Source organism: Bradyrhizobium liaoningense (genome assembly GCF_018130785.1).
In the GTDB taxonomy this organism is placed as follows: Bacteria; Pseudomonadota; Alphaproteobacteria; order Rhizobiales; family Xanthobacteraceae; genus Bradyrhizobium; species Bradyrhizobium liaoningense_A.
Genome location: NZ_JAFCJT010000009.1, coordinates 190,454 through 215,610, shown reverse-complemented (window position 1 = coordinate 215,610; position 25,157 = coordinate 190,454). Strand labels below are relative to the sequence as shown.

Annotated in this window: 21 protein-coding genes; 19 read left to right on the top strand and 2 right to left on the bottom strand. The window is 59.6% G+C overall.

Translation table 11 applies throughout. From position 1 onward, the window contains the following. The first annotated feature begins 32 nt into the window (after positions 1-32). The 8 genes from JQ627_RS20540 (at position 33) to JQ627_RS20505 (ending at position 10,685) form a co-directional block, all read left to right on the top strand. Positions 33-497 carry a DUF2840 domain-containing protein gene (locus JQ627_RS20540; RefSeq protein WP_212485961.1) on the top strand — a complete coding sequence of 155 codons (465 nt, stop codon included), beginning with the start codon at positions 33-35 and terminating at the stop codon, positions 495-497. Further along, positions 494-1,006 (top strand): S26 family signal peptidase, encoded by a 513-nt coding sequence (locus JQ627_RS20535; RefSeq protein ID WP_212485960.1) that lies wholly within the window; start codon positions 494-496, stop codon positions 1,004-1,006. The genes JQ627_RS20540 and JQ627_RS20535 overlap by 4 nt, the downstream gene beginning before the upstream one ends. Next, the gene (locus tag JQ627_RS20530) at positions 1,003-1,839 is read left to right on the top strand and encodes a lytic transglycosylase domain-containing protein (RefSeq protein ID WP_312015791.1); all 837 of its coding nucleotides are present in this window, start codon (positions 1,003-1,005) and stop codon (positions 1,837-1,839) included. Before JQ627_RS20535 ends, JQ627_RS20530 begins: the two co-directional genes overlap by 4 nt. Positions 1,840-2,257: 418 nt before the next feature. Next, positions 2,258-4,021 (top strand): DUF3363 domain-containing protein, encoded by a 1,764-nt coding sequence (locus JQ627_RS20525; RefSeq protein ID WP_212485959.1) that lies wholly within the window; start codon positions 2,258-2,260, stop codon positions 4,019-4,021. Positions 4,022-4,058: 37 nt separating this feature from the next. Beyond that, positions 4,059-6,047: a conjugal transfer protein TraG gene (locus JQ627_RS20520; protein ID WP_212485958.1), complete on the top strand. Its 1,989-nt coding sequence runs from the start codon at positions 4,059-4,061 to the stop codon at positions 6,045-6,047. 5 nt (positions 6,048-6,052) lie between these two features. Then, complete coding sequence (locus JQ627_RS20515; protein ID WP_212485957.1) at positions 6,053-6,487, top strand: CopG family transcriptional regulator; 435 nt, start codon at positions 6,053-6,055, stop codon at positions 6,485-6,487. Between the two features lie 141 nt (positions 6,488-6,628). After that, complete coding sequence (locus JQ627_RS20510) at positions 6,629-10,033, top strand: caspase family protein (RefSeq protein ID WP_212485956.1); 3,405 nt, start codon at positions 6,629-6,631, stop codon at positions 10,031-10,033. Positions 10,034-10,055: 22 nt separating this feature from the next. Continuing rightward, positions 10,056-10,685: a DUF1353 domain-containing protein gene (locus tag JQ627_RS20505; RefSeq protein WP_212485955.1), complete on the top strand. Its 630-nt coding sequence runs from the start codon at positions 10,056-10,058 to the stop codon at positions 10,683-10,685. Between the two features lie 111 nt (positions 10,686-10,796). On the opposite strand, the gene JQ627_RS20500 is transcribed toward JQ627_RS20505, so the two are convergent. After that, entirely contained in the window at positions 10,797-13,886 is a 3,090-nt protein-coding gene (locus JQ627_RS20500; RefSeq protein ID WP_212485954.1) for a caspase family protein, read from the bottom strand. A gap of 807 nt (positions 13,887-14,693) precedes the next feature. Between JQ627_RS20500 and trbB the strand changes: the two genes are divergently transcribed. From trbB to JQ627_RS20445, 11 genes are all read left to right on the top strand, one after another. Then, positions 14,694-15,608, top strand: a complete 915-nt coding sequence (gene trbB, locus JQ627_RS20495; protein WP_212485953.1) for a P-type conjugative transfer ATPase TrbB — start codon at positions 14,694-14,696, stop codon at positions 15,606-15,608. Position 15,609: 1 nt separating this feature from the next. Further along, positions 15,610-15,936, top strand: coding sequence for a TrbC/VirB2 family protein (locus tag JQ627_RS20490; protein WP_212485952.1), 327 nt, complete (start codon positions 15,610-15,612; stop codon positions 15,934-15,936). Beyond that, positions 15,936-16,199: a VirB3 family type IV secretion system protein gene (locus JQ627_RS20485; RefSeq protein ID WP_212485951.1), complete on the top strand. Its 264-nt coding sequence runs from the start codon at positions 15,936-15,938 to the stop codon at positions 16,197-16,199. Before JQ627_RS20490 ends, JQ627_RS20485 begins: the two co-directional genes overlap by 1 nt. A 10-nt stretch (positions 16,200-16,209) precedes the next feature. Next, a complete protein-coding gene (gene trbE / locus JQ627_RS20480; protein WP_212485950.1) occupies positions 16,210-18,651 on the top strand; it encodes a conjugal transfer protein TrbE in 2,442 nt (813 codons plus the stop codon). Further along, positions 18,648-19,379: a P-type conjugative transfer protein TrbJ gene (gene trbJ, locus JQ627_RS20475; RefSeq protein WP_212485949.1), complete on the top strand. Its 732-nt coding sequence runs from the start codon at positions 18,648-18,650 to the stop codon at positions 19,377-19,379. Before trbE ends, trbJ begins: the two co-directional genes overlap by 4 nt. Next, positions 19,379-19,747 carry a putative entry exclusion protein TrbK-alt gene (trbK-alt, locus tag JQ627_RS20470; RefSeq protein ID WP_212485948.1) on the top strand — a complete coding sequence of 123 codons (369 nt, stop codon included), beginning with the start codon at positions 19,379-19,381 and terminating at the stop codon, positions 19,745-19,747. The genes trbJ and trbK-alt overlap by 1 nt, the downstream gene beginning before the upstream one ends. Further along, positions 19,744-20,973, top strand: coding sequence for a P-type conjugative transfer protein TrbL (trbL, locus tag JQ627_RS20465; RefSeq protein ID WP_212485947.1), 1,230 nt, complete (start codon positions 19,744-19,746; stop codon positions 20,971-20,973). Before trbK-alt ends, trbL begins: the two co-directional genes overlap by 4 nt. A gap of 99 nt (positions 20,974-21,072) precedes the next feature. After that, entirely contained in the window at positions 21,073-21,756 is a 684-nt protein-coding gene (gene trbF, locus JQ627_RS20460; protein ID WP_212485946.1) for a conjugal transfer protein TrbF, read from the top strand. Beyond that, positions 21,753-22,787 carry a P-type conjugative transfer protein TrbG gene (gene trbG / locus JQ627_RS20455; protein ID WP_212485945.1) on the top strand — a complete coding sequence of 345 codons (1,035 nt, stop codon included), beginning with the start codon at positions 21,753-21,755 and terminating at the stop codon, positions 22,785-22,787. Before trbF ends, trbG begins: the two co-directional genes overlap by 4 nt. Then, entirely contained in the window at positions 22,784-23,995 is a 1,212-nt protein-coding gene (locus JQ627_RS20450) for a TrbI/VirB10 family protein (RefSeq protein ID WP_212485944.1), read from the top strand. Before trbG ends, JQ627_RS20450 begins: the two co-directional genes overlap by 4 nt. A 7-nt stretch (positions 23,996-24,002) precedes the next feature. Continuing rightward, positions 24,003-24,245, top strand: coding sequence for a DUF2274 domain-containing protein (locus JQ627_RS20445; RefSeq protein ID WP_212485943.1), 243 nt, complete (start codon positions 24,003-24,005; stop codon positions 24,243-24,245). Here the strand turns inward: JQ627_RS20445 and JQ627_RS20440 are convergent. Further along, entirely contained in the window at positions 24,215-25,150 is a 936-nt protein-coding gene (locus tag JQ627_RS20440) for a LysR family transcriptional regulator (RefSeq protein ID WP_212485942.1), read from the bottom strand. The genes JQ627_RS20445 and JQ627_RS20440 overlap by 31 nt on opposite strands. Positions 25,151-25,157: the final 7 nt, after the last annotated feature.

The window sequence follows — 25,157 nt, the reverse complement described above, 5'->3', positions numbered from 1 at the left end:
GACTGCCAGCTCCAGCGTCAGCGAGCAGCCGTATGAGCGATCTCACGGAAGTGGAAGTGTTGTGGCTCGAGAAGCGGATCGAAAACCGCATTCGGTTCGGTCGTATCGTCAACGAACGAAAGCTCGATCGGCATCGGCGTGTCCTGTCATTCGCGCCAGGCAACATATTTGCCTTCGTCCGCTGGACGTCCAACGACTTTGGCACCGTCATATCGCGGATCGACATCTTGCGCGCGGTCTCGCCAGGACAGCGCTGCTCGACCGTGCCGTATGTGAAGCCCGGCGCGGAGATCTTGCTGCGGCTCTCCGGTTGGCCAAAGGTCGAACGTGTGCTGCAGATGATCGACACCGTCGAAGCGCTCGGCATCGACCCCGCGGACGTCGCGCCTGATCATTGGCATCACGTTCATAACCGTCTGTCCGTCAACGAAAACCCGCGCCCATATACGAAGGCGCGCCACCTGGCCTGGCTCCATCGTCAAAAGGTGATGCGATGACGAGCCGGCTGAAGATGCTCATTGTGACGTTTGGGACTGCCGGCGCACTCGTTGCGACAGTCGCCCTCAATCCGCTTCCACTCTACATCTGGAATGCATCCGCAAGTGTACCAATTGGCCTCTATCGATTGCGGCCGGCGGAACGCTTCCATGTCACCGAGCTGCTCGCGGTGCAGCCGCCCGAGCCACTCGCGACCTTTCTCGACTTGAATGGCTATCTGCCGCTAGGCGTCCCGATGCTCAAGCGGGTCCTGGCATTGCCTGGACAGATAGTCTGCAGAAACGGGCTCATGATTTCGGTCGACACGATTGCGGTGGGCGAGGCGAGGGATCGCGACGGACGAGGCCGACCGCTGCCGAAGTGGGAGGGGTGCCGCGTGGTCGGGGAGGAAGAGCTCTTCCTTATGAACTGGCAGTCCGACGATTCTCTCGATGGTCGGTATTTCGGGTTTCTGCCTGCGTCGGCTGTTATCGGCCACGCGTTCCCGGTGTGGACACGGGAGGAGTGATCGTGCGTCTTCGACGTGTTCTCCGCGTTATTCCCTTGTTCGATCGATTGCTGGATCATTCGTCCGTCTCGGTCGATATCTGCAGCGCCGGCGCCAGCCCGAGCGCGTGCCTGGGTGCGTTGGGGACGCGCGTTTGTGCTGTCTTGCCCCTGATGCTTCTCCTGACCGTGTTCGACAATGGTGCTTTGGCCCAGAGCGGTTCAGCCGCGCAGCCGATGATCAGTCAGATCGCTCACTCATTTGGCGGCTTCATCAATGAAGCCTCACAACGCTTTGCGATTGCGCCGAACTGGATCCGGTCGGTCCAACGCATCGAGAGTGATGGTGACGTGCACGCCAGATCGCCAAAAGGCGCAATGGGCCTGATGCAGATCATGCCGGCGACTTGGGCGGAACTTCGCGAGCGCTACAGTCTCGGGAACGACCCCTACGACCCGCACGACAACATTCTGGCCGGCACGGCGTACTTGCGCGAACTGCTCGATCGGTATGGCGCGCCTGGCGTGTTTGCCGCGTACAACGCGGGACCATCTCGCTATGAAGAGCACCTCGCGGGCGGGTCTCTGCCAGACGAGACGCGAGCATACGTGGCAAAGCTTGGAAATCTGCTTGCCATCGAATTGCCGCCGGGGTGGACGTCCAGCGGACAGACATCGGCAGCTTCGACGCTATTCGTCAGGCGATCTGATCTCATGAAAACACGCGGTCGGTTGCTGGCGCTTATGCCGTCGAGCGGTGTCACGTCCGCAATCTCGGCGCCCGATGTTTCGCACATGCTCCCCCGGTCTGTTGGCGTGTTCGTCGCTCGATCGGATTCGGGAGCATCGCAATGACCAGGTGTGCGGGTTTGCAAGCCTTGGTGCGCTTCACCTGGAGAGTGGCGCGTGCTGGGGACATACGGGCGATGCCTTCGGCCCGCGCTCTACTCGTCGCTTCGCTGCTCACCGAGCCACCCTGCAGGTGTCTCGGCCCTTCGGGTAACGATCGCTATCGCAACCCCTCGGAAGCAGCGGAGGCTTCGCAAGTCAGGTGCCAGGTTGCGGCGACTCTTTCGGGATCCGGCGACTGGGAGACCACGACGGCAGGACGGCGAGATAAAAGGGGCTCGCCGGTCGAACCGCAAGCCATTGGCCTGGCTTGGGTTCTGGCGTGCCGGTCGGTCGGCGCGCGTGCCGCGCTTTGTATTTTGACGAATGTAGTCAAAGGCGTTTTCGGCACCGTGCGTGCTTTTGATCGTTGGGAGGCCCTGCCGTGAGCGTGGGCGACAGCGATCTGCGTATTCGGCCCGGGCGTATCCGCAGTACACGCGCGCCGAAGCAGAAGAGCTTCATCAATCAGGTGCTGCGGGCGGCGAAGAAAGCGGGGTACACCCCGGATCAGACCGTGGCCGGCAGGCGTTCTGCGGCCTATGGGCGCTCGACGTTTGGTCGCGGCCGGCTGTCCTTTAGCCGCGCCAGATTATTCAACCCGACCCGGCGCGTTGTGGTGAAGGCGCGCGTGGTTCGTCACAAGGGGCGCGCGTTTCGCTCAGCACCATTGACGGCCCATATCTCGTATCTGAAGCGCGATGGCGTGACCCGGAGTGGTGAGCGAGCCGAGATGTTCGACGCCGGCAGCGACCGTGCCGACAGCGTCGCTTTTACAGAACGGTGCAAGGATGACCGGCATCATTTCAGGTTCATTGTCTCGCCCGAGGAAGCCGGCGACATGTCCGATCTGAAGGCCTTCACCCGTGATCTCGCGAGGCAGATGGAGACCGATCTCGGCACGCGCCTCGATTGGGTAGCTGTCGATCATTGGAATACCGACAACCCTCACGTCCATCTTCTCGTTCGCGGGGTAGACAAGGAAGGGGCGGATCTCGTGATCTCCCGCGACTACATCAGCCAGGGCCTGCGCTCACGCGCCGAGGAACTGGTCGCCATCGAACTGGGGCCAAAACCCGAGCACGAGATCCGCAATTCGCTGGAGAGGGAAGTTGCGGCGGAGCGATGGACGCGACTCGATCGGGAGATCCGGCTGGCAGCCGACGAGACCGGCTATATCGATCTCCGTCCGGAGAATCCCGGTAGATCCGCTCCCGAGATCCGGCGCCTGATGGTCGGTCGCCTTCAACATCTGGAGAAGATGGGCCTTGCCGCATCCGCCGCACCAGGGGAATGGATGGTCGGGCTCGAGGCCGAGCGTAGCTTGCGCGACCTCGGCATGCGCGGCGACATCATCAAGACCATGCACCGCGCCTTTACCGAACGTGGGGAAACGCGCGGCGTTAGCGACTTCGTCGTCGAAGATGGGCAGTCGACATCACAGATCGTTGGTCGGTTGGTCGATCGCGGATTGCATGACGAACTGACTGGTGAGGCCTATGCGCTGATCGACGGGACAGATGGACGCGCGCACCATGTCCGTTTCCGCGGAATTGAAGCCTTCGACCATGCACCGCCGATCGGCGGCATCGTCGAGGTTCGACGCTTCGGCCAAGCCGGCGAGCAGCGGCCGACCGTAGTGCTCGCAACCCGTTCCGAACTCGATCTCGGTGGGCAGGTCACGGCTAAAGGAGCGACCTGGCTCGACCACAGACTGGTTGAACGCGATCCCATGCAGCTCGCCATGGGCGGATTCGGCCGCGAGACCCGCGACGCCATGGAAGCCCGAACCGAGCATCTGATCCAGGAGGGGCTGGCGCGGCGGCAGGGCCAGCGCATTATCCTGCAGCGCGACCTTCTGAACACGTTGCGTCGGCGTGAGCTGAACGAGGTGGCCGCAAAGGTCTCGGCCGACACCCGCCTGCCTCACGTGGAGGCCGCGTCCGGGGAGCACGTGGCGGGCACATATCGCCAGCGGCTGACGCTCACCTCGGGACGCTTCGCCATGATCGATAATGGTCTCGGCTTTCAGCTCGTGCCCTGGTCGCGCGAACTCGAACAGAGGCTGGGCCAACATGTCGCCGGCGTCGTGAAGGACGGCGGTGGAATCGAATGGGGCTTTGGTCGGAAGCGCGACCTCGGCCTCTAGCAATCTCTCCTATTCAGCTGCGGAAAGGGCGTTCTGGATGTCCGGAACCAAAATCCTTTGGGGACAGGTAATCGTTGTCGGCTTGATCGTATTGCTGGCCATATGGGGAGCAACCGAGTGGGCGGCCTGGCGGCTCGCCTGGCAACCCGAGCTTGGGCGGCCCCTGTTCGAGCTATCGGGCTTCAAAATCTATTACCCACCGGTCTTCTTCTGGTGGTGGTTCGTCTATGACGCATATGCGCCTCAGGTCTTCGTCGAGGGGGCGTTCATAGTCGCGTCGGGCACCTTCGTTTCGATCGCTGTGGCTATAGGCATGGCAGTCTGGCGGGCGCGTGAGGCCAGGAATGCGCACACCTATGGCTCCGCGCGGTGGGCTGATCCGGTGGAAGTGACGGCGGCCGGACTTCTTGGTCCGGATGGCGTGGTGCTGGGTAAACTGGATCGCGACTACCTTCGCCACGACGGACCAGAACACGTGTTGTGTTTTGCACCCACGCGATCTGGCAAAGGTGTGGGCCTCGTCGTTCCATCGTTGCTCGCGTGGCCCGGCTCAGCGATCGTCCACGACATCAAGGGTGAGAACTGGCAGCTGACCGCCGGCTTTCGATCTCGTCATGGCCGCGTCCTGTTGTTCGACCCGACCAATCCGAAGTCCTCGGCCTACAATCCGCTGCTCGAGGTCCGGCGCGGGGAATGGGAAGTTCGTGACGTCCAGAACGTCGCCGACGTCCTGGTCGACCCCGACGGTTCGCTCGACAGGCGAAACCACTGGGAGAAAACCAGTCATTCGCTTCTGGTTGGCGCAATTCTCCACGTTCTCTATGCCGAGTTGGACAAGACGCTTGCCGGAGTGGCGGCCTTCTTGTCCGATCCGAAGCGGCCGATCGAAGCGACGCTGAAGGCGATGATGACCACGCCGCACCTCGGTGCGCAGGGCATCCATCCCGTGGTCGCATCGACCGCGCGCGAACTCCTCAATAAATCGGAAAACGAACGCTCCGGCGTCCTGTCCACCGCGATGTCGCTTCTTGGGCTGTACCGTGATCCCGTCGTGGCTCAGGTGACCTGCCGCTGCGACTGGCGGATTGCGGACTTGATCGCCGATGCGAGTCCTGTGACGCTTTACCTCGTCGTGCCGCCGTCGGATATCTCGCGGACCAAGCCGTTAATCCGCCTGGTGCTGAACCAGATTGGCCGGCGTCTGACCGAGGAACTGCACGCCCGCGATCGCCGGCATCGAGTCCTGATGATGCTCGACGAGTTTCCGGCCCTGGGGCGGCTCGATTTCTTCGAGTCCGCGCTGGCCTTCATGGCGGGGTACGGCATCAAGAGTTTCCTGATCGCGCAATCGCTCAATCAAATCGAAAAGGCCTATGGGCCCAACAACGCCATCCTCGACAATTGTCACGTCCGGGTCAGCTTTGCGACCAATGACGAGCGGACGGCGAAGCGTGTGTCCGATGCACTCGGTACAGCGACCGAGATGAAGGCCATGAAGAACTACGCCGGTCACAGGTTGAATCCCTGGCTGGGTCACCTGATGGTCTCGCGGCAGGAGACGGCGAGACCGCTGCTGACGCCGGGCGAGGTCATGCAGCTTCCGCCGATGGACGAGATCGTCATGGTGGCGGGCACTCCGCCGATCCGGGCGAAGAAAGTCCGCTACTACGAGGATCGACGCTTCACCGAGCGGGTTCTGCCGCCGCCCGATCTGACGAAGGCCGCCCTTTCATCGCGAATGGACGGATGGTCAGCGCTCGGAACTCCGCAGCCGACGGGAGGTCTGGCTGACCAAGCCGCAGGGGCCGGGGAAGACACGGCAAATAGCGGGCTCCGTCGTGAGCCCGAACTCCCCGATCACGTCGCGATCGTCAGGGAGACGACCGAACCGACACCGGTAGAAGAGTTTGCCGCCGTTCTTGACGATGACGAAGGGGCGGTCCGCCAGTCCCGGCTCATACGTCAACAGATGCGCGGTGTCGCTCGTCAAGCTGCCATGGACCCGAATGACGGTATGGAGCTTTGAGGCGTATGCGCGACCGAATGAACGTCTATTTCCCGCCAGAGCTATTGAAGCAGATCTCCGAACTCGCTGATCGCAAGAAGCTTTCCCGGTCCGCGATCGTGGAAGCGGCCGTTGCTTCCTTTCTATCGCCGGATGGGGCGGACAGGCAGGAGGCCGCGTTCACCCGCCGTCTGGACCGGCTGTCGCGTCAGATGCAGAGACTGGAGCGCGACGTTGGTTTGACGGCGGAAACTTTGGCACTCTTCATCCGTTTCTGGCTGACGGTTACGCCACCGTTGCCCAACGATGCCCAGATGGCCGCGCAGGCGAAGGGCAGGGAGCGCTTTGAAGGATTTGTCGAGGCTCTCGGGCGTCGCTTGCAAAAGGGGCAAAGCTTTCTGCGTGAAATATCGGAAGATATCGGACCCCAGCAGCAGAAGGGTCAAACGTCGCCAGAGTAAAGGCATGGCACCTTCCCGGAAGGCCGGCTGCTCTCAAAAACCCCCCATCCTCAATAAAAGCTCTCGCCGGGCCGATTGAAACGGGAAACAGTTCCCGTGTAAGCTGAGATAGGGGCGACCGGCAACCGTGGGGGCATTGTGATGAAAAGTGTGGTGATCCTGGCGATGGTCGCTGCGCTCCTAGACGTGGCGCACGCGGAACAACCTGCGGCTCCGTGTAGGGTAAATTCGCAAAAATCGGCCTCAGATCCCGCATTGAAATTGGATGTAAGTCTCGATCCGGTAGCAAAGACAGGACAGCCTTCAAAACTTTCTTGGAATGTTTCTCAGTCCACGCATTCGGGCGATCTCTACCTTATTGTGGCGACGCCAAGCGCAACGCGCTTCAGTGGAGACGGCTTTATCGCGGTTCCTGCAGGCGCTCGAGCTCCTCGATCAATCAAGGCGCATGCTGGGCAAACGCGCCTGGTAGCTCCTCTTGCCGGAGCGGTAGCGAATCCACAAGGATCGGCCTCGATCTTGTTCTATGCAACCGGGCAACAAAAAATCGACTGGGCGATTGTTGAGATTTCGAGCGGAAATACGCTGTGTAACGAAACGCTGCGGGCACAGGGCTCGGCGTCTGTGAATGTCTTGTCGGGCTCGCCGCAGTTTGTGGCTCAGGACCGGTTTGCCACGGGCGACCCAAAATCGAGTACGGTGTCGAGCGATGGGCGAACTGTGCTTTTCGAGTTTGCGGACAGGTATCAAGTCTTCGACAAGGAGTCAGGCGATTTGCTTGTCGAGCTTGCCGGGACCTCGCCGCGCTTTTCCCCCTTTGGCCGTTACATCAGCGCACGCGGAGGATCCGGCCGCCTACAGATATTCGATGTTGTGGCGCAGCGCGTCATATTTGAAACAGACGAAGTTCTTGAAGGTCTTTTTGGTGGTGCGGCCGTCGGCCTCTGGATGGATCACGATGCAATATTGATTCTTGGCTACGGCCGCCAGGGCGCCGTCAGCGTAAGCTTGGCGCTCATTGACACGCGACATGTCTTTTCCGGTTCGCTGAGCTGCAATGCGTGCCACGCTTTTGGCACCACTTCACTCTCTCTTGATCTCGATACTCTCAATGTTCAGTTTGATGATTCGGACGATCAGGTTTTTTCGCTTCTGGAAGTCGCGGATTCCGCCGGCACCGTCAAATTATGGGACGAGAGCAAGCCGGAAGATCGTGGCCCGGCGCCGAAAAGACCGAGGTTTGCAGCAGGTAGTGCGAAGCGGGTTGGAACGGTAGGCGCCGAGCTCCTCGTGCCGGCTTCAGAGAAGAAAGAGCAAGATGAGGCCTCTTGGGAGTTCTCAGACGAGGTAAAGGTCTCGTTCTATCGTGTGTGGAATGGTGATGTAGCAACGCAGCGAACTATTCTTGCTGCGCATTCAGACAAGCCGGTCGCGCTGCCGGCGCCAGAAGTGCTGAAAAAGGTTGCAACGCGAGGCAAGGTCTCCAAGCGCATGGTGGAAGTCGGCGGCGTTCGGGCTTCTCCGCGCAATAGCTTGGAGCGCCTGGCCATTGGCCTCCAAACATTCAAGATCTCTGTTTTTGACGCCGGCCCGGTCGATCCGGTGCTAATTCCTCAGTCGGACGATTACGTCAAGGATGAGAAGCGAGCCGCCGTCATTCTCCAGAACGCCATGGCGATTTTGGCAAAGGGTCGCGCACCGCTTATCTTTCGAAGCCAAGCAAATCAGGCAACACATCGAACCACGCTTTTTGCCAAGAGCTACGGCATGGATCTATCTGCTTGCGCGCATGACGAGGGCCCAGAGGAACCCGAAAAGCCGTCAGATAGCGCTAAGGACAGCACGCCCGAAGAAAATCCGCCCGTGATAAGTGGTAGTCAACTAGTCGCGCTCTGGACGTTTCAACTTGCCGAGGGCACGTTGCTAATAGCTCAGCAGCAGACCCGGTGTGGGACTGCTCCCGATAAGTACGGCGACCTCATAGCGGCCTTTTCTCCACGGGATATGGCGCGTCCCATCACCCATGCCCGGTTTGCGGCTTCCTACTCCGACGCTGGCGCGGTTTCCGATCCTGAGGGAATTGATGCGGAGCGCGCAGAATCAGGCGCCGCACTGGCGCTCGACATTCGTCCGCGCCTCCAAATGACGGTGGTCGATCAACGCTGGCTCGTCGTTTCGTCCAGGGATTCTGGAGGAACTGCCGTCTTCGAGGTGCCGAGCATGAAGCGTCTACGTCTCGTTCGACGGCTCGATAACCCACTCGATCTGTCTGCAGTAACAATGACTACCGATCATCGGACCCTCGTGCAAATGAATCGTAGCGGTGCACTGTCCTTCTATGCTGCTGACAATCAAGAGCCTGTTTTGCGCGGACGCGTCGTCGATGACGAACTCGTTCTCTTCGATGCTTCTCTAAACTACGAAGCGACGCCGGAGGGCGCTTCGTACGTTTATGTGCAGGTGCCAGGGAATCCACAACTATTCACTCTTGATCAATTTTCAAAGAAGCTCGCGCTGCCGTCACTCGCGGAAAAGCGGGTCAATCAGGCGATTCAGGTACCTCCGCCGCCCGCCGGCCTGACCCCGCCTTCTCTTGATGTTGTACGGACGGGAACGTCTTTTGACGTGCATGCGCGTTCTGAAACGGCTTTGGCGAAGCTTACCTTGGTAGTTGACGGATTTCCTGTGCGCACTTGGCCGCTGTCAGGATTGGCGGCAACGGTTGCAGTGCCGGTCGAGACTATACCAGTCGGGAGATGGCTAAGTTTTTCGGCAGAAGACGCAAGCGGGATCAGGAGTGTCGTGCGGTCATTCAAGCTGACCGATACTCCCTACGCGGGTACGTTAAGGGTGCTTGCGCTTGGCGCAAATAAATTCAAGGCAAGTCGTTTCCAGGGAAAGATAGTACCTGATCTGACATTTGCCAAAAGCGATGCTCGGCGATTTGAGTCGAGCGCCAGGGCATTCCTTGCAAAATCCTACGGGAAATATGATGGTGCCATGTTTGACGTTGAAGCGCGGTCGCGTGATGAGCTTATAGAGGCGATCCGCACGCGCGCAATCGCAACAAGGCGCGGCGATACGCTCATTCTATTTTTTGCATCTCATGGTGCTAGTGATAGCAAGGGGTTTAATCTACTCATACCAGGTGCCGGACCCACCAGCGAGGTCGGCGTTCTTTCCTTCGCAGAGATGGCGAGTCTTGTTGGGCTATCGGAAGGCCGAGTACTCATTTTTCTCGACGCGTGTCATTCTGCGGATGCGACGCAGGATGCGGCGTCTGAGCAGCTCGCGGCAGCGCGTGACAACATCGTAATTATCGCTGCCTCGAAAGGTCGGCAAAGCAGTCTGGAGAACAAGGGATGGGGAGGTGGCGCTTTCACCTCGGCAGTGGTGGAGGCATTTAAGTCCGCGCGACCTGGCGAGCCGCTTGGCATCGAAAAGCTTTATGCAGAAGTGAGAAAGTCGGTTGTAGCCCAGACGAGTGGCCGGCAAACGCCTTGGTTTCGGCGTGCCAGTTGGCAGGGCGAACAATCCATAAATTGATGGTTCTTATAGGAGTATTGGGATGAATATTGATCGCAGGACATTCTTGTTTCAGTCGGGACTCAGCGTCGCGGTGTTGTCGCCAATGTCAACCTCGCTGACGGCAGTGGCGGCTCCCGCTCCGAGAAAGAAGTCAAATTCGATGGCGGAATGGATGGACGCTTGGACGGGCGTACGCGCGCGCGACCCGGTGGGCGGATTGTATGTATACCGCTTTAAGGAACCGATGTGGGCACTTCTGAAGCCAATCGCATGGTACCCCGAAGCCGGAACCTCGTCCATTGCACGGGTTGACGTGCCGACAGGGTTTGTCACAGATTTTGCGAGCATACCGCGCGCCTTTTATTCCTTGTTGCGACCGGACGGGGACTATACGTATCCAGCCATTTTGCACGATTACCTCTACTGGACACAGAACCGACCACGCGAGGAATGCGACGAAGTGATCCGGCTATCCATGATCGATTTCAAAATTGATAAAGTGACCGTGACAGCAATTTATCAAGCCGTTCGTCGCTTCGGTCAATCAGCTTGGGATGGGAATGCAGCGCTTAAAGCCGCGGGAGAGAAGCGTATCTTGGCAAAGTGGCCAGAAGATCCTCGCATTACTTGGGCAGAGTGGAAAAAGAACCCGGCGGTCTTTGCTCCCTAGTCCCGCGCGCAAGAGACCTTAAATGAACAGACGACGGGTGCCCCCACGTCGTCTTTGTTGTCGCTTACAATCTGATCGGCTGCGTGGCTGCGCGCGATCCTGAGTGCGTGTCTAGAATAGGGGAATCTCTCCGACCATCTGATTTCGTGCGATCCAAGGAGTTTGCTCGCCATTGGTCTTGCTGGATACATCTCGCTTGAGAGCTCCGTAAAGCTCAGACAGCTCAACGACGCCATTTGAGTTCAGATCCGTCGATCGCGCGCCGTCCGTGATGAGCCTAGTAAGAGCGCTGGTGAATACCCCACCACCGTAGTCCGTACCTTCCTTGCTGAACTGCCGCCCTTTCGATGCGGCGACTATCGTCAATGGAACGTCCGCTTGAAGAAACGCATCGACCGATGCGTCATTGGAAACGAATTCGCTAATAGCTCCGGAATGACAAGCATCGATAAAAACGACTACTCGCGCGCGGATTCCCACGAGGGCACTGCTCAGTTCCTTCCAGGATAGTGACTCTTCTGCTGGATCGGAGAGATTCGTCCTCGAAGCCGCCAGGTAGAATGTGCCGGCCGCGTCGCGTATCCCGTGTCCTGCGAAGAACAGCATGACCGTGTCCTGGGACGACGCTTCGCTTACCACTGAGCGAACGATGCGTAGCACGTCGGCCCGCATTGTTCCTGCGTTGGCAAGTACTGGCTTTGCGTCGACCCTTCTATAATAGCGACGTCCAGCGGACTCCGTCGCACTCAGGAATTTTCGGGCGTCCGACACAGCAAAATTGAGGCGAGAGATCGAGTGGTCGGCGTAAATGTCAGTGCCCACCGAAACGGCATAGAGCGTTCCATTGCTTCGAGTGCCTTCGACTTGGACGGTAAGCAAGTTACTTTCAAACCCCGAGATGTCCTTTGCCTGGAGGGTTAGCCATCGAGTATTTGGTAGGATAGGGACGTCTACAACCTGCTCAACGGCCGGACCAACTCCGTCCAGCTGAGTAATCGTGTTGCCGTCCCGGTAGATTGTCACTTTAGAGAGCGAGCTGTCGGCGACAGCTTTAACCTTCAACGTCACCCTCTCGCTGGATCGATTCAGGAGTTCTGCCGCGAGTCGGGGTGGAGAGATCAACCTTATCGGGGCAGTCTGAAATTGATCATCCTTGAGAAGGCTCTCGATAATGTCCGGACGCCTGAGCGCAGAGCGCATCTGGCGCAATGAGTAGTAGCCAGGAAGCCCCGGGAATTTCATGTAGACGAAGCTGTCACCCTCTCGTGTGGAATCATAGTATCCATCCTGAGTGTAGATCACGAGTTCATCGTCTACGTATCTGCCAAGCAGACGTTTCTGCTCTCCGCTAGTTGCATTTATCGCGAACATCCCATTTTCGCTTACGCTCAACAGCCATCTATGGTCGGTCGAAATCGCGAACTTTCTTATGATGTCACCGCCCTGAATGTCCGCGAAGTTCGTAAGTTTGTCAGGGGCGGTCAAATCAACGAAAAATGCATGACGGTCCGGCCCGCTCACGGCGATATATCGGTCAGAGAACAATGCGGCGACGAGAGTTCGAGGCTCGTTTAGATCGGCAAGCTTTCGAATTCGTGGGGATTCTTCGGGCAGAAGCAGCGACAGGGTTCCGAGGCCGGCATTTCCTGAGTTTCTAGCCGTGCAATGCGAATATATGAGCCAAATCGGTCTACCTCTCACGTCCCAGCGCCAAACGGTAACGACATTTGGTAAGAAGAGCTGTGTGGACTCAAAATCACAGTTCTCATCTGAGAGTATCTTCTCCGCCGCTGGGCTTGCAGATATGAATTCACGCTTCCATTCTTGCAGACGTCGCGAACGGACTTCGTCTTCACTCTCGACATCCAAACCGAAATCAAATTCGCGGCCTGGCCTCGATTCCTCGACGGAAATGCCGTAGGACTTCAACAGAGTGGATATTCGGGCAGTCGCATCGCCTTTACTGACTGGAATGCCCCCCATCAGAACGGTTCGATCTTCTGTTCCTCGCACGACAAGAGGTGCGGAAGAGCGATCGGGCTCTCTCTTGTCTGAGATCTGCTGGTGCTTGACCAACACTGCATCTTGACCACGGGCTCTCGATTTGAGCAGAGGGAACGTTCCGAGATCGACGGAATGACTTAGCTTCGCCCTGCCCAGGAGGTCCCAATTGCCTCCGGTTTCAATACGCTTCGGCTCGCATCTATCGACCGGCACATGGTTCGGATTTCGCGAGACGATTTGCGCAATGCGAGCTTCGGCCGCGTCGCTCTTCGCTTCAGCTTCCGGGCTGTCAAGACCTAACCGGACAGTGCCGCCTTCGACCGCAAAAAGTAGGGAAGCGAGAGAATCCAGCGAGAAGCATCGGTCCTCTCTGGTCGGGGCGCGAACTCTGAAATAGTTGAAGGCCGCATTCTCAAGGCTGACTACAAAGGCTGTTGAGTACCAGGTGAAATCGGGCAAGCTTCCCGAGTCGAAGGGGAAGGATGGCCGGTCAATGTACGTTTGCGCAAATTCGCCCAGACCATAGCTTTCCATGCCGGCCATTACGAACGCATCGTTGGCTCCCCAGGCGACCTCAAAGATCGTAGAATAGTCACCATTCCGGTTGCCAGCTCCGATCTGCGTGGCGAGCTGACCGGCGTACAGGTCGACAATTTCAACGACATGATTGGCTCTGGTGTAGGCCGCCACGAAACGGGAAGTAGGGGAGAAGTTTGGTGAATGGCCGTCACGCTCGACCAAAAGGGCGCTGGTCGATCGATCGAGCACCCGATAATGGCGGCCGAAATCCTGAAGCTCGAACTCACCGGAGTTCGATAGGAGTCGTCGTTGCGGACTATCGATGGAATAATGATCGCGAATAGACAGGGCGGGAACACCGGGCCTCAAGTTGAACTTCAGGGGCTCGCCGCGCACGATTGTCGCGTCCTTGGTTGCGAAATCGGCCAGAATCCGCGAAGCGGCCTTGGCCTTAGGTATCTCGATTAGAGCTAGGCCGAGTTCGACAGTGCCGACGTCAAACACGCGAACCGTGAGTTGGCCCTCCTGCGTATCTTTACCGACGTGAAGCGGTATAAAAAGGCGGGTGAGGTCCTTTGCATCGTCGAGTTGAAATGGACCTGTGATACCAGGAGGCAGCACAAAGAACCCGTCTCCACCGAACCTGGTCCGGACCGGAGTGGTCAGCACGATATACATGGGATTCTGACAACGAGCCGCCGGGGCGCTCTTGAGCCGCCATTCAATCTTGATTGAGTCTCCGGATCGAACATCTCGAGCGGAAGGTGTCCGTACCTCTACCAGATCGTCGACCCTGGCGACCGACTTTAGCCAACATAGTCGAGTAGGCTTTGCCGCTGAAACCGACGAAACACCGTATTGCGAAAAAAGGAGGGCGCCGAGCAGAGTGAGCAGCTGAATAACCCGCATAAATCACCTGATCCCAACTGAGGAGACAAGCTCCGACTTGGAAGCTCTTGCAGGGCAAGCCGGTAGGCACGCCACCAAGCCGCGCACGAATGTCGCGCCGGAAGAATAACTTGGAAGAATAGCCGAGGAAATTCGTTGTGATAAATCGTTATCAACCGGGTAGTTTGTAATCAATCATAAATTGTGTTGTTCATCAATGGGGTTGTCGTTCGCTGGTGCGTACCTTACTGGCGCCCGCTTCGATCGGATGCGTAACCTTCTCCTGAGCTTCCCAACTTTATCGGTGGAATGGAGCGGGCGATTTCGTCAGTGACACCATAGGAGAAAGCTGGCGGTTTGGCAGCCATCAATTTGGCCAGAGCTAACGACCTGGCGATCACTCTGTAAGTGTAGCAATCTCGCCGGTTGCCTTCTTTTCTACGCTGGTCTGCGATCGCGGAAACTGCTTGTTGCCCTAAGCCACATGATGGCTTTTTGATCGTCCCACTTGAGGGCGGACTTGAGGCGCCCTCATGGAAGGGGGCGGCGGTGACAATTCAGTCAATTCAGTCAGAGGCAGCGCTGCGAGGCGCACGTATGCTGCGTAGCGCGCTGGGTACGGCAATCTCGTACCACCTCGAAGATGAATCTGTCATCGAGGTGATGCTCAATCCGGATGGGCGCCTGTGGATCGACCGTTTGACAACCGGCTTGCTCGACACAGGCGAAACTCTGTCCGCGGCCGATGGTGAGCGCATTGTTCGGGTGGTAGCTCATCACGTAGGCGCCGAGGTGCATGCCGGCGCGCCACGCGTTTCGGCCGAATTGCCTGGCACTGGCGAGCGTTTCGAAGGCCTGTTGCCTCCGGTCGTTACCGCTCCTGCTTTCGCTATCCGCAAGCCTGCGGTCGCGGTGTTTACGCTCGACGACTACGTCACAAGGGGGATCATGACCCCGGAGCAGGCCAGGACCCTGAAGGGCGCGGTCGCCGCTCGCAAGAACATACTCGTCGCCGGCGGGACATCGACTGGCAAGACAACATTGACGAATGCGCTCCTGGCCGAGGTGGCAAAGACCGCCGATCGGGTCGTGTTGATCGAAGATACGCGCGAACTTCAGTGCAAGGCGCCAAATCTCGTAGCTTTGCGGACTAAAGATGGCGTGGCGACTCTATCGGATCTCGTTCGCTCCTCGCTGCGATTGCGTCCTGACCGCATTCCGGTCGGCGAAGTTCGCGGTGCCGAAGCACTCGATCTGCTCAAGGCCTGGGGCACAGGTCACCCCGGCGGCATTGGGACCATTCACGCGGGTAGTGCGCTTGGAGCGCTACGGCGGCTCGAGCAACTCATCCAGGAAGCCGTCATCACGGTTCCACGCGCCCTGATCGCGGAGACCATCAACCTCGTTGCTGTGCTTGCGGGACGCGGCGCCGACCGTCGCCTCGCTGAGCTCGCCATCGTCACCGGGCTTGGGGCCGCCGGCGATTACAACCTTTCATCAGCAGGAGACTGACATGAGTCAGCAATTTCACCTTCTTCGACATACCGCATCGCTAGTCGGCTCCGGCGCGGTTCTTTTGGTGTCGGTGCCGGCATGGGCGGCTGGCTCGAACATGCCGTGGGAGCAGCCACTCAATCAGATCTTGCAGTCGGTGGAGGGGCCGGTCGCCAAGATCATCGCCGTCATCATCATCGTCGTGACCGGGCTCACGCTCGCGTTCGGGGACTCGTCGGGTGGTTTCCGCAGGCTGATCCAGATCGTCTTCGGCCTGTCGATCGCATTTGCCGCCTCGAGCTTCTTCCTGTCGTTCTTCTCCTTCGGCGGCGGCGTGGTGATCTGATGGATGAACCGGTCACAGGCTTTGTCGTGCCCGTTCACCGCGCGCTCACTGAGCCAATTCTGATGGGCGGCGCGCCGCGATCGGTTGCGATCGTCAACGGCACGCTCGCGGCAGCCCTGGGGCTTGGACTCCGGCTCTGGATTGCGGGTCTTGTCCTCTGGTTCATCGGCCACATGGCTGCTGTCTGGGCCGCCAGGCGCGATCCCGCCTTTGTCGATGTGGTGCGCCGACATCTGCGCATTCCCGGTCATCTCAATCTCTGAGTTCTCGGTCATGATGAACCTTGCCGAATATCGCCATTCCGACGCCCGTCTTGCTGACTTTCTGCCTTGGGCAGCCCTCGTCGACGACGGAATTATCCTGAACAAGGATGGCTCGTTCCAACGGACAGCAAAGTTCCGGGGACCTGACCTCGACAGCGCGGTGCCGGCTGAACTTGTCGCCGTCGCCGGCCGTCTGAACAACGCCGTGCGTCGCCTGGGATCCGGCTGGGCCGTGTTCGTTGAGGCGCAGCGTCACTCTGCGGGGGTATACCCGCCTAACTCCTTTCCGGACGTCGCGTCCGCGCTGGTCGACGCGGAACGCAGGGCTCAGTTCGAAGAGGCGGATGCCCACTACGAGTCCAGCTACTTCTTGACCTTCCTCTATCTGCCGTCGGAAGAGGGCGCTGCGAGGGCAGAGCGCCTGCTCTATGAGGGCCACGATCGGACTGTTGGCGCAGACGCGCGCGAGGTGCTCCGCAGGTTTGTCGATCAAACCAGCCGCGTGCTGCAACTCGTCGAAGGGTTCATGCCGGAATGCAGCTGGCTCGATGATCAGGACACGCTGACCTACCTGCACTCGACGATCTCGACCAACCGTCATCGCGTTCGTGTGCCCGAAATTCCCATGTACATCGATGCGCTGTTGGCAGACCAGCCGTTGACCGGCGGGCTAGAGCCGATGCTGGGCTCAGCCAATATTCGGGTCCTGACGATTGTCGGCTTTCCGGGCGCCACGACCCCGGGGATCCTGGACGATCTGAATCGTCTGGCATTCTCGTATCGCTGGTCGACGCGCGCAATCATGCTCGACAAGACCGACGCCACCAAGCTGCTGACCAGGATTCGGCGGCAGTGGTTTGCCAAACGAAAGTCGATTGGCGCCATTCTCAAGGAAGTCATGACGAACGAGGCGTCGATACTGCTCGACACCGACGCCCACAACAAGGCGCTTGATGCCGACGCTGCGTTGCAGGAGCTGGGGTCCGATCAGATCGGACAAGCCTTTGTCACGGCAACCATTGCCGTCTGGGATCGTGATCCCAGTGCTGCCGATGAAAAGCTGAGACTGGTCGAGAAGGTTATTCAGGGGCGCGACTTCACCTGCATGATCGAGACCGTGAACGCTGTCGAAGCCTGGCTCGGCAGTTTGCCCGGGCACGTCTACGCCAATGTGCGGCAGCCTCCGGTTTCGACCCTCAACCTCGCCCATATGATTCCGATGTCGGCCGTCTGGGCCGGCGAGGCGAGGGATCTGCATTTCAAAGGGCCACCGCTTCTATTCGGCAAAACCGAGGGATCGACGCCTTTCCGATTCTCGCTCCATGTCGGCGACGTTGGCCATACCCTTGTGGTGGGACCGACGGGCGCTGGCAAGTCAGTGCTGCTCGCGTTGATGGCGCTACAGTTCAGGCGTTATCCGAACTCTCAGGTCTTTGCGTTTGACTTCGGTGGTTCGATCCGAGCGGCCGCCCTCGCTATGGGTGGCGACTGGCATGATCTCGGTGGGGCACTGTCCGACGGGGACGAAAACCCGGTCGCTCTGCAGCCGCTGGCCTGGATCGACGATCCTTCCGAGCGAGGGTGGGCGACGGAATGGATCTGCGCGATCCTTGCTCGGGAAAAGATCGAGATCACTCCGGAGGTCAAGGATCATTTGTGGTCGGCACTGACATCTCTCGCTTCGGCGCCGAGGGAGGAACGGACCCTTACGGGCCTGTCAGTCCTTCTTCAACTGAACTCCCTCAAGCGCGCCTTGCAACCATACTGCCTGGGTGGACCTTCCGGGCGCTTGCTGGATGCCGAATTCGAGCGTCTTGGCGAGGCGTCGGTCCAGGCGTTTGAGACCGAAGGTTTGATCGGAACGGGTGCGGCACCGGCCGTGCTGGCGTACCTCTTCCATCGTATTGGTGATCGCCTCGATGGTCGGCCAACACTCCTGATCGTGGACGAGGGGTGGCTTGCCCTGGACGACGAGGATTTTGCCGGGCAACTCCGGGAATGGCTGAAGACGCTCCGGAAGAAGAATGCGTCCGTCATCTTCGCCACACAGTCGCTGTCGGACATTGATGGCTCAGCGATTGCGCCGGCTATCATCGAAAGCTGTCCAACGCGATTGTTGCTGCCGAACGAACGGGCGATCGAACCGCAGATCACAGCCATCTACCGTCGTTTCGGCCTCAATGATCGCCAGATCGAGCTTCTGAGCCGGGCAACGCCAAAGCGCGACTACTATTGCCAGTCTCGCCGCGGCAACCGGATGTTCGAACTTGGCCTTGGTGAGGTTGCGCTCGCATTCGCCGCAGCCTCTTCCAGGACAGACCAGGCTGCCGTCGCGCAGCTCATCGCCGAACATGGACCCGAGGGCTTCGTGCCTGCCTGGCTCCAGCAACGTGGCGTCGCCTGGGCGGCAGATCTGATCCCCAATCTCGTCAATCTGGAGAAATCCCTATGAGGCGTCTCAGCCTGTTAGCGGCTGTTGGCACCACGGCGCTGCTCCTTGGCGTCACGGCGCCCGCGCGGGCGCAGTGGATCGTCTTTGATCCCAACAACTACGTCCAGAATGTTCTGACTGCTGCGCGGGAACTGCAGCAGATTAACAATCAGATCACCTCGTTGCAGAACGAGGCACAGATGCTGATCAATCAGGCAAGGAACCTGGCAAACCTACCGTATTCGTCATTACAGCAACTGCAATCCTCGATCCAGCGCACCCAGCAATTGCTGGCCCAGGCCCAGCGTATCGCCTACGACGTGCAGCAGATCGATCGTGCCTTTTCGACCAGCTACGCGCCGGCGACCGGCAGCCAGTCGAACCAGTTGCTGGTTTCGAACGCTCAATCACGCTGGCAAAATACCTACTCGGCAACGCAGGACGCGCTTCGCGTCCAGGCCGGTATCGTTGGAAACCTCGACACCAACCGTATCCAGACCTCCGCACTTGTAACATCAAGTCAAGGCGCTAGCGGCGCTCTGCAAGCAACGCAGGCCGGCAATCAGATCCTCGCGCTGAACGCGCAGCAGCTCGCCGACCTCACCGCTGTCGTCACGGCACAGGGCAGGGCGCAGGGTCTTGAATCCGCTCAGCGCGCCTCCGCCCAGGATCAGGGGCGAGAACAGCTTCGGCGCTTCCTGACACCGGGGCAGGGCTATCAATCCTCCAGCGTGCAGATGTTTCACTGATGAGCGACCTGAAGGCATTCAAGGCGCTCTCGCTGCTTGCGACAATCGGCCTGGTGGCCGTCGCCGCCTGCACGATTCAGCTGCGTGGCCGAGACGAGTCCGGGTCGACGCCGAAGGTCGAGCAGAAGACCGATGCAGCCAACGCCGACCGCGTAAACTGCCGCGGCGTCACTCCCGAGGAGACGGCGGGCTATCGCCACTGTCAGCAGATCTGGGCGGAAAACCGGCGCCGCTTCCTTGGCAGGAAAGACGGCGTCGTAACTCTTGGCCGCAATGACCCGACCAGCTCGATACCTGTCCAAAAGGATCAATCCCGGATCCCGCAGGGATATCCGAATTCGGTGACACCAGAAGCGAACAAGCCATGACGGGTACGGGGATCATCGACCAGTTCCTGGAAACGTTCACGCGCTATATCGACAACGGTTTCGGGTTGCTCGGTAGCGATGTCGGCTATCTTGCGGCGACCCTTGCGGCGATCGACATCACGCTGGCGGCGTTGTTCTGGAGCTGGGGGCCGGACGAGGACATCATCGCGCGTCTCGTCAAGAAGACGCTTTTTGTGGGCGTTTTTGCCTGGCTCATCGGTAACTGGAATAGCCTGGCGCGCATCGTCTTCGAAAGCTTCGCCGGCCTTGGACTGAAAGCGTCGGGGGCAGGCCTCTCCGCAGCCGATTTCCTGCGGCCTGGAAAGATCGCTCAAGTTGGTCTCGACGCGGGTCGACCGTTGCTCGAGTCGATCTCCAACCTGATGGGCTACATCAGCTTCTTCGAGAATTTCGTCCAGATCGTCGTTCTCCTGTTCGCCTGGGTCGTGGTGTTGCTCGCCTTCTTCATTCTGGCGATCCAGCTCTTTGTCACCCTGATCGAATTCAAGCTCACGACGCTTGCCGGATTCGTGCTCATTCCCTTCGGCCTGTTCGGCAAGACTGCTTTCGCGGCCGAGCGGGTCCTGGGCAACGTCATATCATCCGGCATCAAGGTCCTGGTCCTGGCCGTCATCGTTGGCATTGGTTCGACCCTGTTCTCGCAGTTTACCGCTGGCTTTGGTGGCAATCAGCCGACCATTGAAGACGCGATGACGCTGATGCTGGCGGCGCTCTCCTTGCTGGGGCTCGGCATCTTTGGTCCGGGTATCGCAAACGGCCTTGTGTCAGGCGGACCGCAACTCGGCGGCGGCGCCGTAATTGGAACGGGCCTTGCTGCTGGCGGTATTGTTGCGGCGGGCGCGGGTCTTGCCGCCGGCGGTGCTGGTCTCGCTGGGGGCGCGATCGCGGGCGCCGCGCGTAGTGGCGGCGCTGCCTTGAGCGGAGCATCAGCGGCCTATCGGAGCGGCGGCCTTGTCGGTGTCGCGGAGGCCGGCGCTTCCGCTGCGATGAGCCCGTTGCGTCGTGCAGCGGCTGCGCTCGGCGGAGGAGGGGAAGCCGGCACGCGGGGCGCGAGCACTTCGGCCGAAGGGCAGCCCGATTGGGCGCGGCGCATGAAGCGTGCGGAGACTGTTCGCCATGGTGCGTCGGCAGTCAGCCACGCGGTCCGCTCAGGTGATCGCGGTGGCAGCGGCTCTTCCGTCGATTTGTCCGAAGGAGAGCGCTGACACTTAGCCACAGCGCCTTCGCCAGCCGCTGCGTGGGCGACGGAAACGCGGACTCCGAACAACTCGAAAACGATCACTTGATCTCAGGGGCAACCATCGATGTTCAAACGACCTTCCGTACATTACGGGCGCATGCCCGTGCCGATCACGCCTTACCAGAAGGCGGCGCAGGTTTGGGACGAACGCATTGGATCTGCCCGCGTGCAGGCCAGGAACTGGCGCTTGATGGCGTTCGGCTGCTTGATGTTATCAGCCGGTCTCGCGGGTGGCCTCGTTTGGCAATCGAGCCAAGGCTCGATCACGCCGTGGGTGGTTGAAGTGGACCATCTCGGTCAGGCCCAAAGGGTTGCGCCGGCCAACATCGACTATCAACCCACTGATGCGCAGATCGCCTACCATCTGGCGCGCTTTATCGAGGATGTCAGAGGCTTACCGGCTGATGGCATCGTTCTGCGCCAAAACTGGCTCCGGGCCTATGATTTTACGACGGATCGTGGTGCTGCTGCGCTCAACGACTATGCGCGCAACAATGACCCCTTTGCCAGGCTGGGCAAGGCGCAAATCTCCGTCGACGTCTCGAGCGTCATTCGTGCGTCGTCTGAAAGCTTTCGGGTCGCGTGGACCCAACGCAGTTACGACAACGGCTCGCTGAATTCCACCGAACGCTGGACTGCGATCCTGACGATCGTGATCGAGACGCCGCGCGATGCTGAACGGCTGCGCAAGAACCCCCTTGGCGTCTATGTCCGCGCCATCAACTGGTCAAAGGAGTTGAGTCAGTGACCAAGACGCCGTCCGCCGTTCATTCGAAGCATCCCGTTCCGCGCAACGCAATCAGCCCGGCTTGTCCTGAATTAGTGGCCGCGAAGCGAGCAGTTCTGTTTGCGCTCCTGGTCGGTTCCTCGGCGCTCGGTGGGTGTGCGAGCTACATTCCGCCCGAGATCAGCTATGACGCCGAGGTCCCGCCGATGCCGGCGGCTCCAGCGGCTCTGGACGACACGTCGCGGCCGCTTCACGTCCCGCCGGTCTGGAGACCAACTCTCGGCGGCAAGCTGGCCGGGAAGGAAGAACCCGAACCCGTGAGCCGGGTTGAGACGGCAAACAGCGCGGCCCGGGTCGAGCCGCGCAGGAGAGGGTATTTCAATGCAGCGCAAATCTACGCCTACAGCCCCGGAGCGCTCTATCAGATTTACGCCGCACCTGGACAGATTACCGATATCGCGCTCGAGGAAGGAGAGCAGCTGACGGGATCGGGGCCTATCGCGGCCGGAGATACCGTACGTTGGGTCGTTGGGGATACCGAGAGCGGAAGCGGCGATACGCGACGGGTCCATATCCTGGTCAAGCCGACCCGTGCATCAATCGAGACCAACCTCGTCGTTAATACCGACCGGCGTACCTATCTGATCGAGCTCCGCTCCCGCGAGCGGCCATACATGCCGTCTGTTGCCTGGTACTATCCGGAAACGGTACGTGACCGATCCCGTTCAGTCGCTCTGAAGCCTGTTCTTCCGGATCCGGCGCAACGCATCTCCCGCTACAACATCGAAGGGGACAATCCTCCATGGCGGCCGCTCGCCGCATACGATGACGGGCGCAAGGTCTATGTCGAGTTCCCGCAAGGCATCGTGCAAGGCGAGATGCCGCCGATCTTTGTGGTCGGTCCTGATGGCAAGACCGAGCTCGTCAACTATCGCACTTGGGGCAACGTATTGATCGTCGACCGGCTGTTTGCAGCCGCCGAACTCCGGCTCGGCGGCGAACACCAGCAGAAGGTCAGGATCGTCAGGACCGACGGGAGGCCGTCGTCATGAACAGCGGGAATGGTGCCGATCACGAACAGTCCGTCCCGTCGGCTGCACAAGAGGACAAGGCCGGGAGCTTCCGCCTGAGAGCGGAGCATCCGCGCGTGACACGGTTGTCGCGAAAGGTCCTGACCGGAGCGAGCGCGGTTGCCCTGCTTGTCGTCTGCGGAGCGGTGCTGTGGTCGCTGCAAAACAACTGGCCCCGAAACCAGGTGGCTGATGAGCTTTACGGTACGGATCATCACAATGTCGCCGACGGCATCGCAGTTCTGCCAAAGGACTATACTGGCGTTCCTCGCCAGCCAGTCCCGCAGCTTGGCCCGCCGCTGCCCGGAGACCTCGGCCGACCAATCCTTGCCGCTCAGAGCCAGTCGCCAACGATGGCTGTGGATCAGGAGCAGCAACGCCGGGATCAGGAGACCGAGGCGGCTCGCATCAGCCGTCTGTTCGCTTCGACAAGTGGAGGCGAATTGCGCCAGCCCGCGGCTGTAGGCGCAGGCAGCGGCCGCGACGTGCCAGCGAATGCTGCGAGCACTGGCGACGATGGATCTGCGCAAAATGGTCAGGACCACAAGCTTGCCTTCGTCAACGCCTCCGTGGACCGTCGCACGGTCAGCCCCGACCGCATCGCGAGACCGGCTTCACCGTATGTCGTGCAGGCCGGGACGGTCATTCCGGGAGCCCTGATCACAGGGATCCGATCGGACCTGCCAGGCCAGATTACTGCGCAGGTCACCGGGAACGTCTTTGATACGCCGACCGGCCGCTTTCTGCTTGTGCCTCAGGGAGCGCGTCTCATCGGGATCTACGATAGCCAGGTCACATTTGGCCAGTCCCGTGTGTTGCTCGTCTGGACACGGTTGATCATGCCGAATGGACGTTCAATCGTTCTCGAGCGGCAACCTGGCGCCGACACCGCAGGGTATGCAGGTCTCGAGGACCAGGTCGACAATCACTGGGGTGAACTATTAAAGGCCGCCGCGTTATCGACGTTTTTGGCCGTCGGGACGGAACTGGGAGCTGGTTCGGATACGAACAGCAACGAAAGCTCAATCATTCAGGCACTACGACATGGCGCTTCGGATTCACTGAACCAAACCGGACAGCAGGTGGTTCGACGGAGCCTCAATATGCAACCGACGCTGACGGTTCGACCTGGATTTCCAGTCCGCGTCATCGTCAATCGCGATCTCGTACTCCAACCCTATCGGGGATAGAAACCGGATGCCCAAGCTCAGGATCGCGGCAGTTCCAGACGACAAGCCGGTCAAGGTCATGGCCGAACTTCCCGCGGCGCTGCATCGTGACCTTCTGGCATATGCAGAAGTGCTGGCCCGCCAGAGCGGACAATCAGTAGATCCCTTAAAGCTCGTTGCGCCGATGCTGGCGCGGTTTATGGCAACCGATCGAGCATTTGCGAAGTTGCGGCGTGCCCGTCAATCTTTGTCCCGGGAAGGAGAGGGGTAACATTCTGCGATCAGATCGAGAAAGCGCCTCAGAACCGGATTTTCATTATCCGGCAGCCAATGTACACGAAATCTGAGACGGCTCGGGCCCGTTCCGTCCAACAGCTCGCGATAAACAATTCCAGCGAATGTTGCCCCGACGTCGGATTCCATGACAAGGCTTATTCCAAGGCCCATGCCGATAAGGCTTTTTACGATACCCCGGCTGACGTCGTGCCGCTCGACCTTGGGTCGATCCTCAGGTGTCATGATCTTTGAATTCAAAAGGTCTTCAAGGTCATCTTCCGGATCATGTTGACTCAGCAGGACCGTTTCGTTGCGAAGATCGGTCCAGTGGACAACGTTCAGCGTGGCCAGAGGATGATCCTCAGGTAGCAGGATCAGTATACGCTCGCTCCAGACTGGCAGACTCTCCTGATCCGGTGGCGTAATGCCTCCAGGCAAAATGGCTATGTCGATCGTGCCGCTACGCAGGGCGTTCATCAAACGAACGCATGATCGCTCAACGGTAGCAAGTTCGACCAGCGGAGCCCGTCGTCTGAATTCGATCAGGCTTGCCCGCAGGTTGCCGGCCGAAACCGAGGTACAGAAACCAACCGACAGGCGGCCGGCTTCACCGTGCCCGCTGGACCTTCCGGTGATGACGAGGGTGTCCACCTGCTCGAGGATCATCTGCGACATACGCAGGATAGCACGCCCCGCAGGCGTCGCCGTGACGCCACTTGTGGAGCGTTCAAAGAGAGTTACTCCGAGCAGATACTCAAACTGGCTGACAGAGCGGCTCAGGGCCGAATGCCGAACTCCAAGGAGTTCGGCCGCTCGACGAAAGCTTCCGCAATCTGATGCGGCAACGGCGGAGCGCAGATGGTGCAAACTGACATTGTTCGATCGAACAGTGCTGGCCATGGTTAAG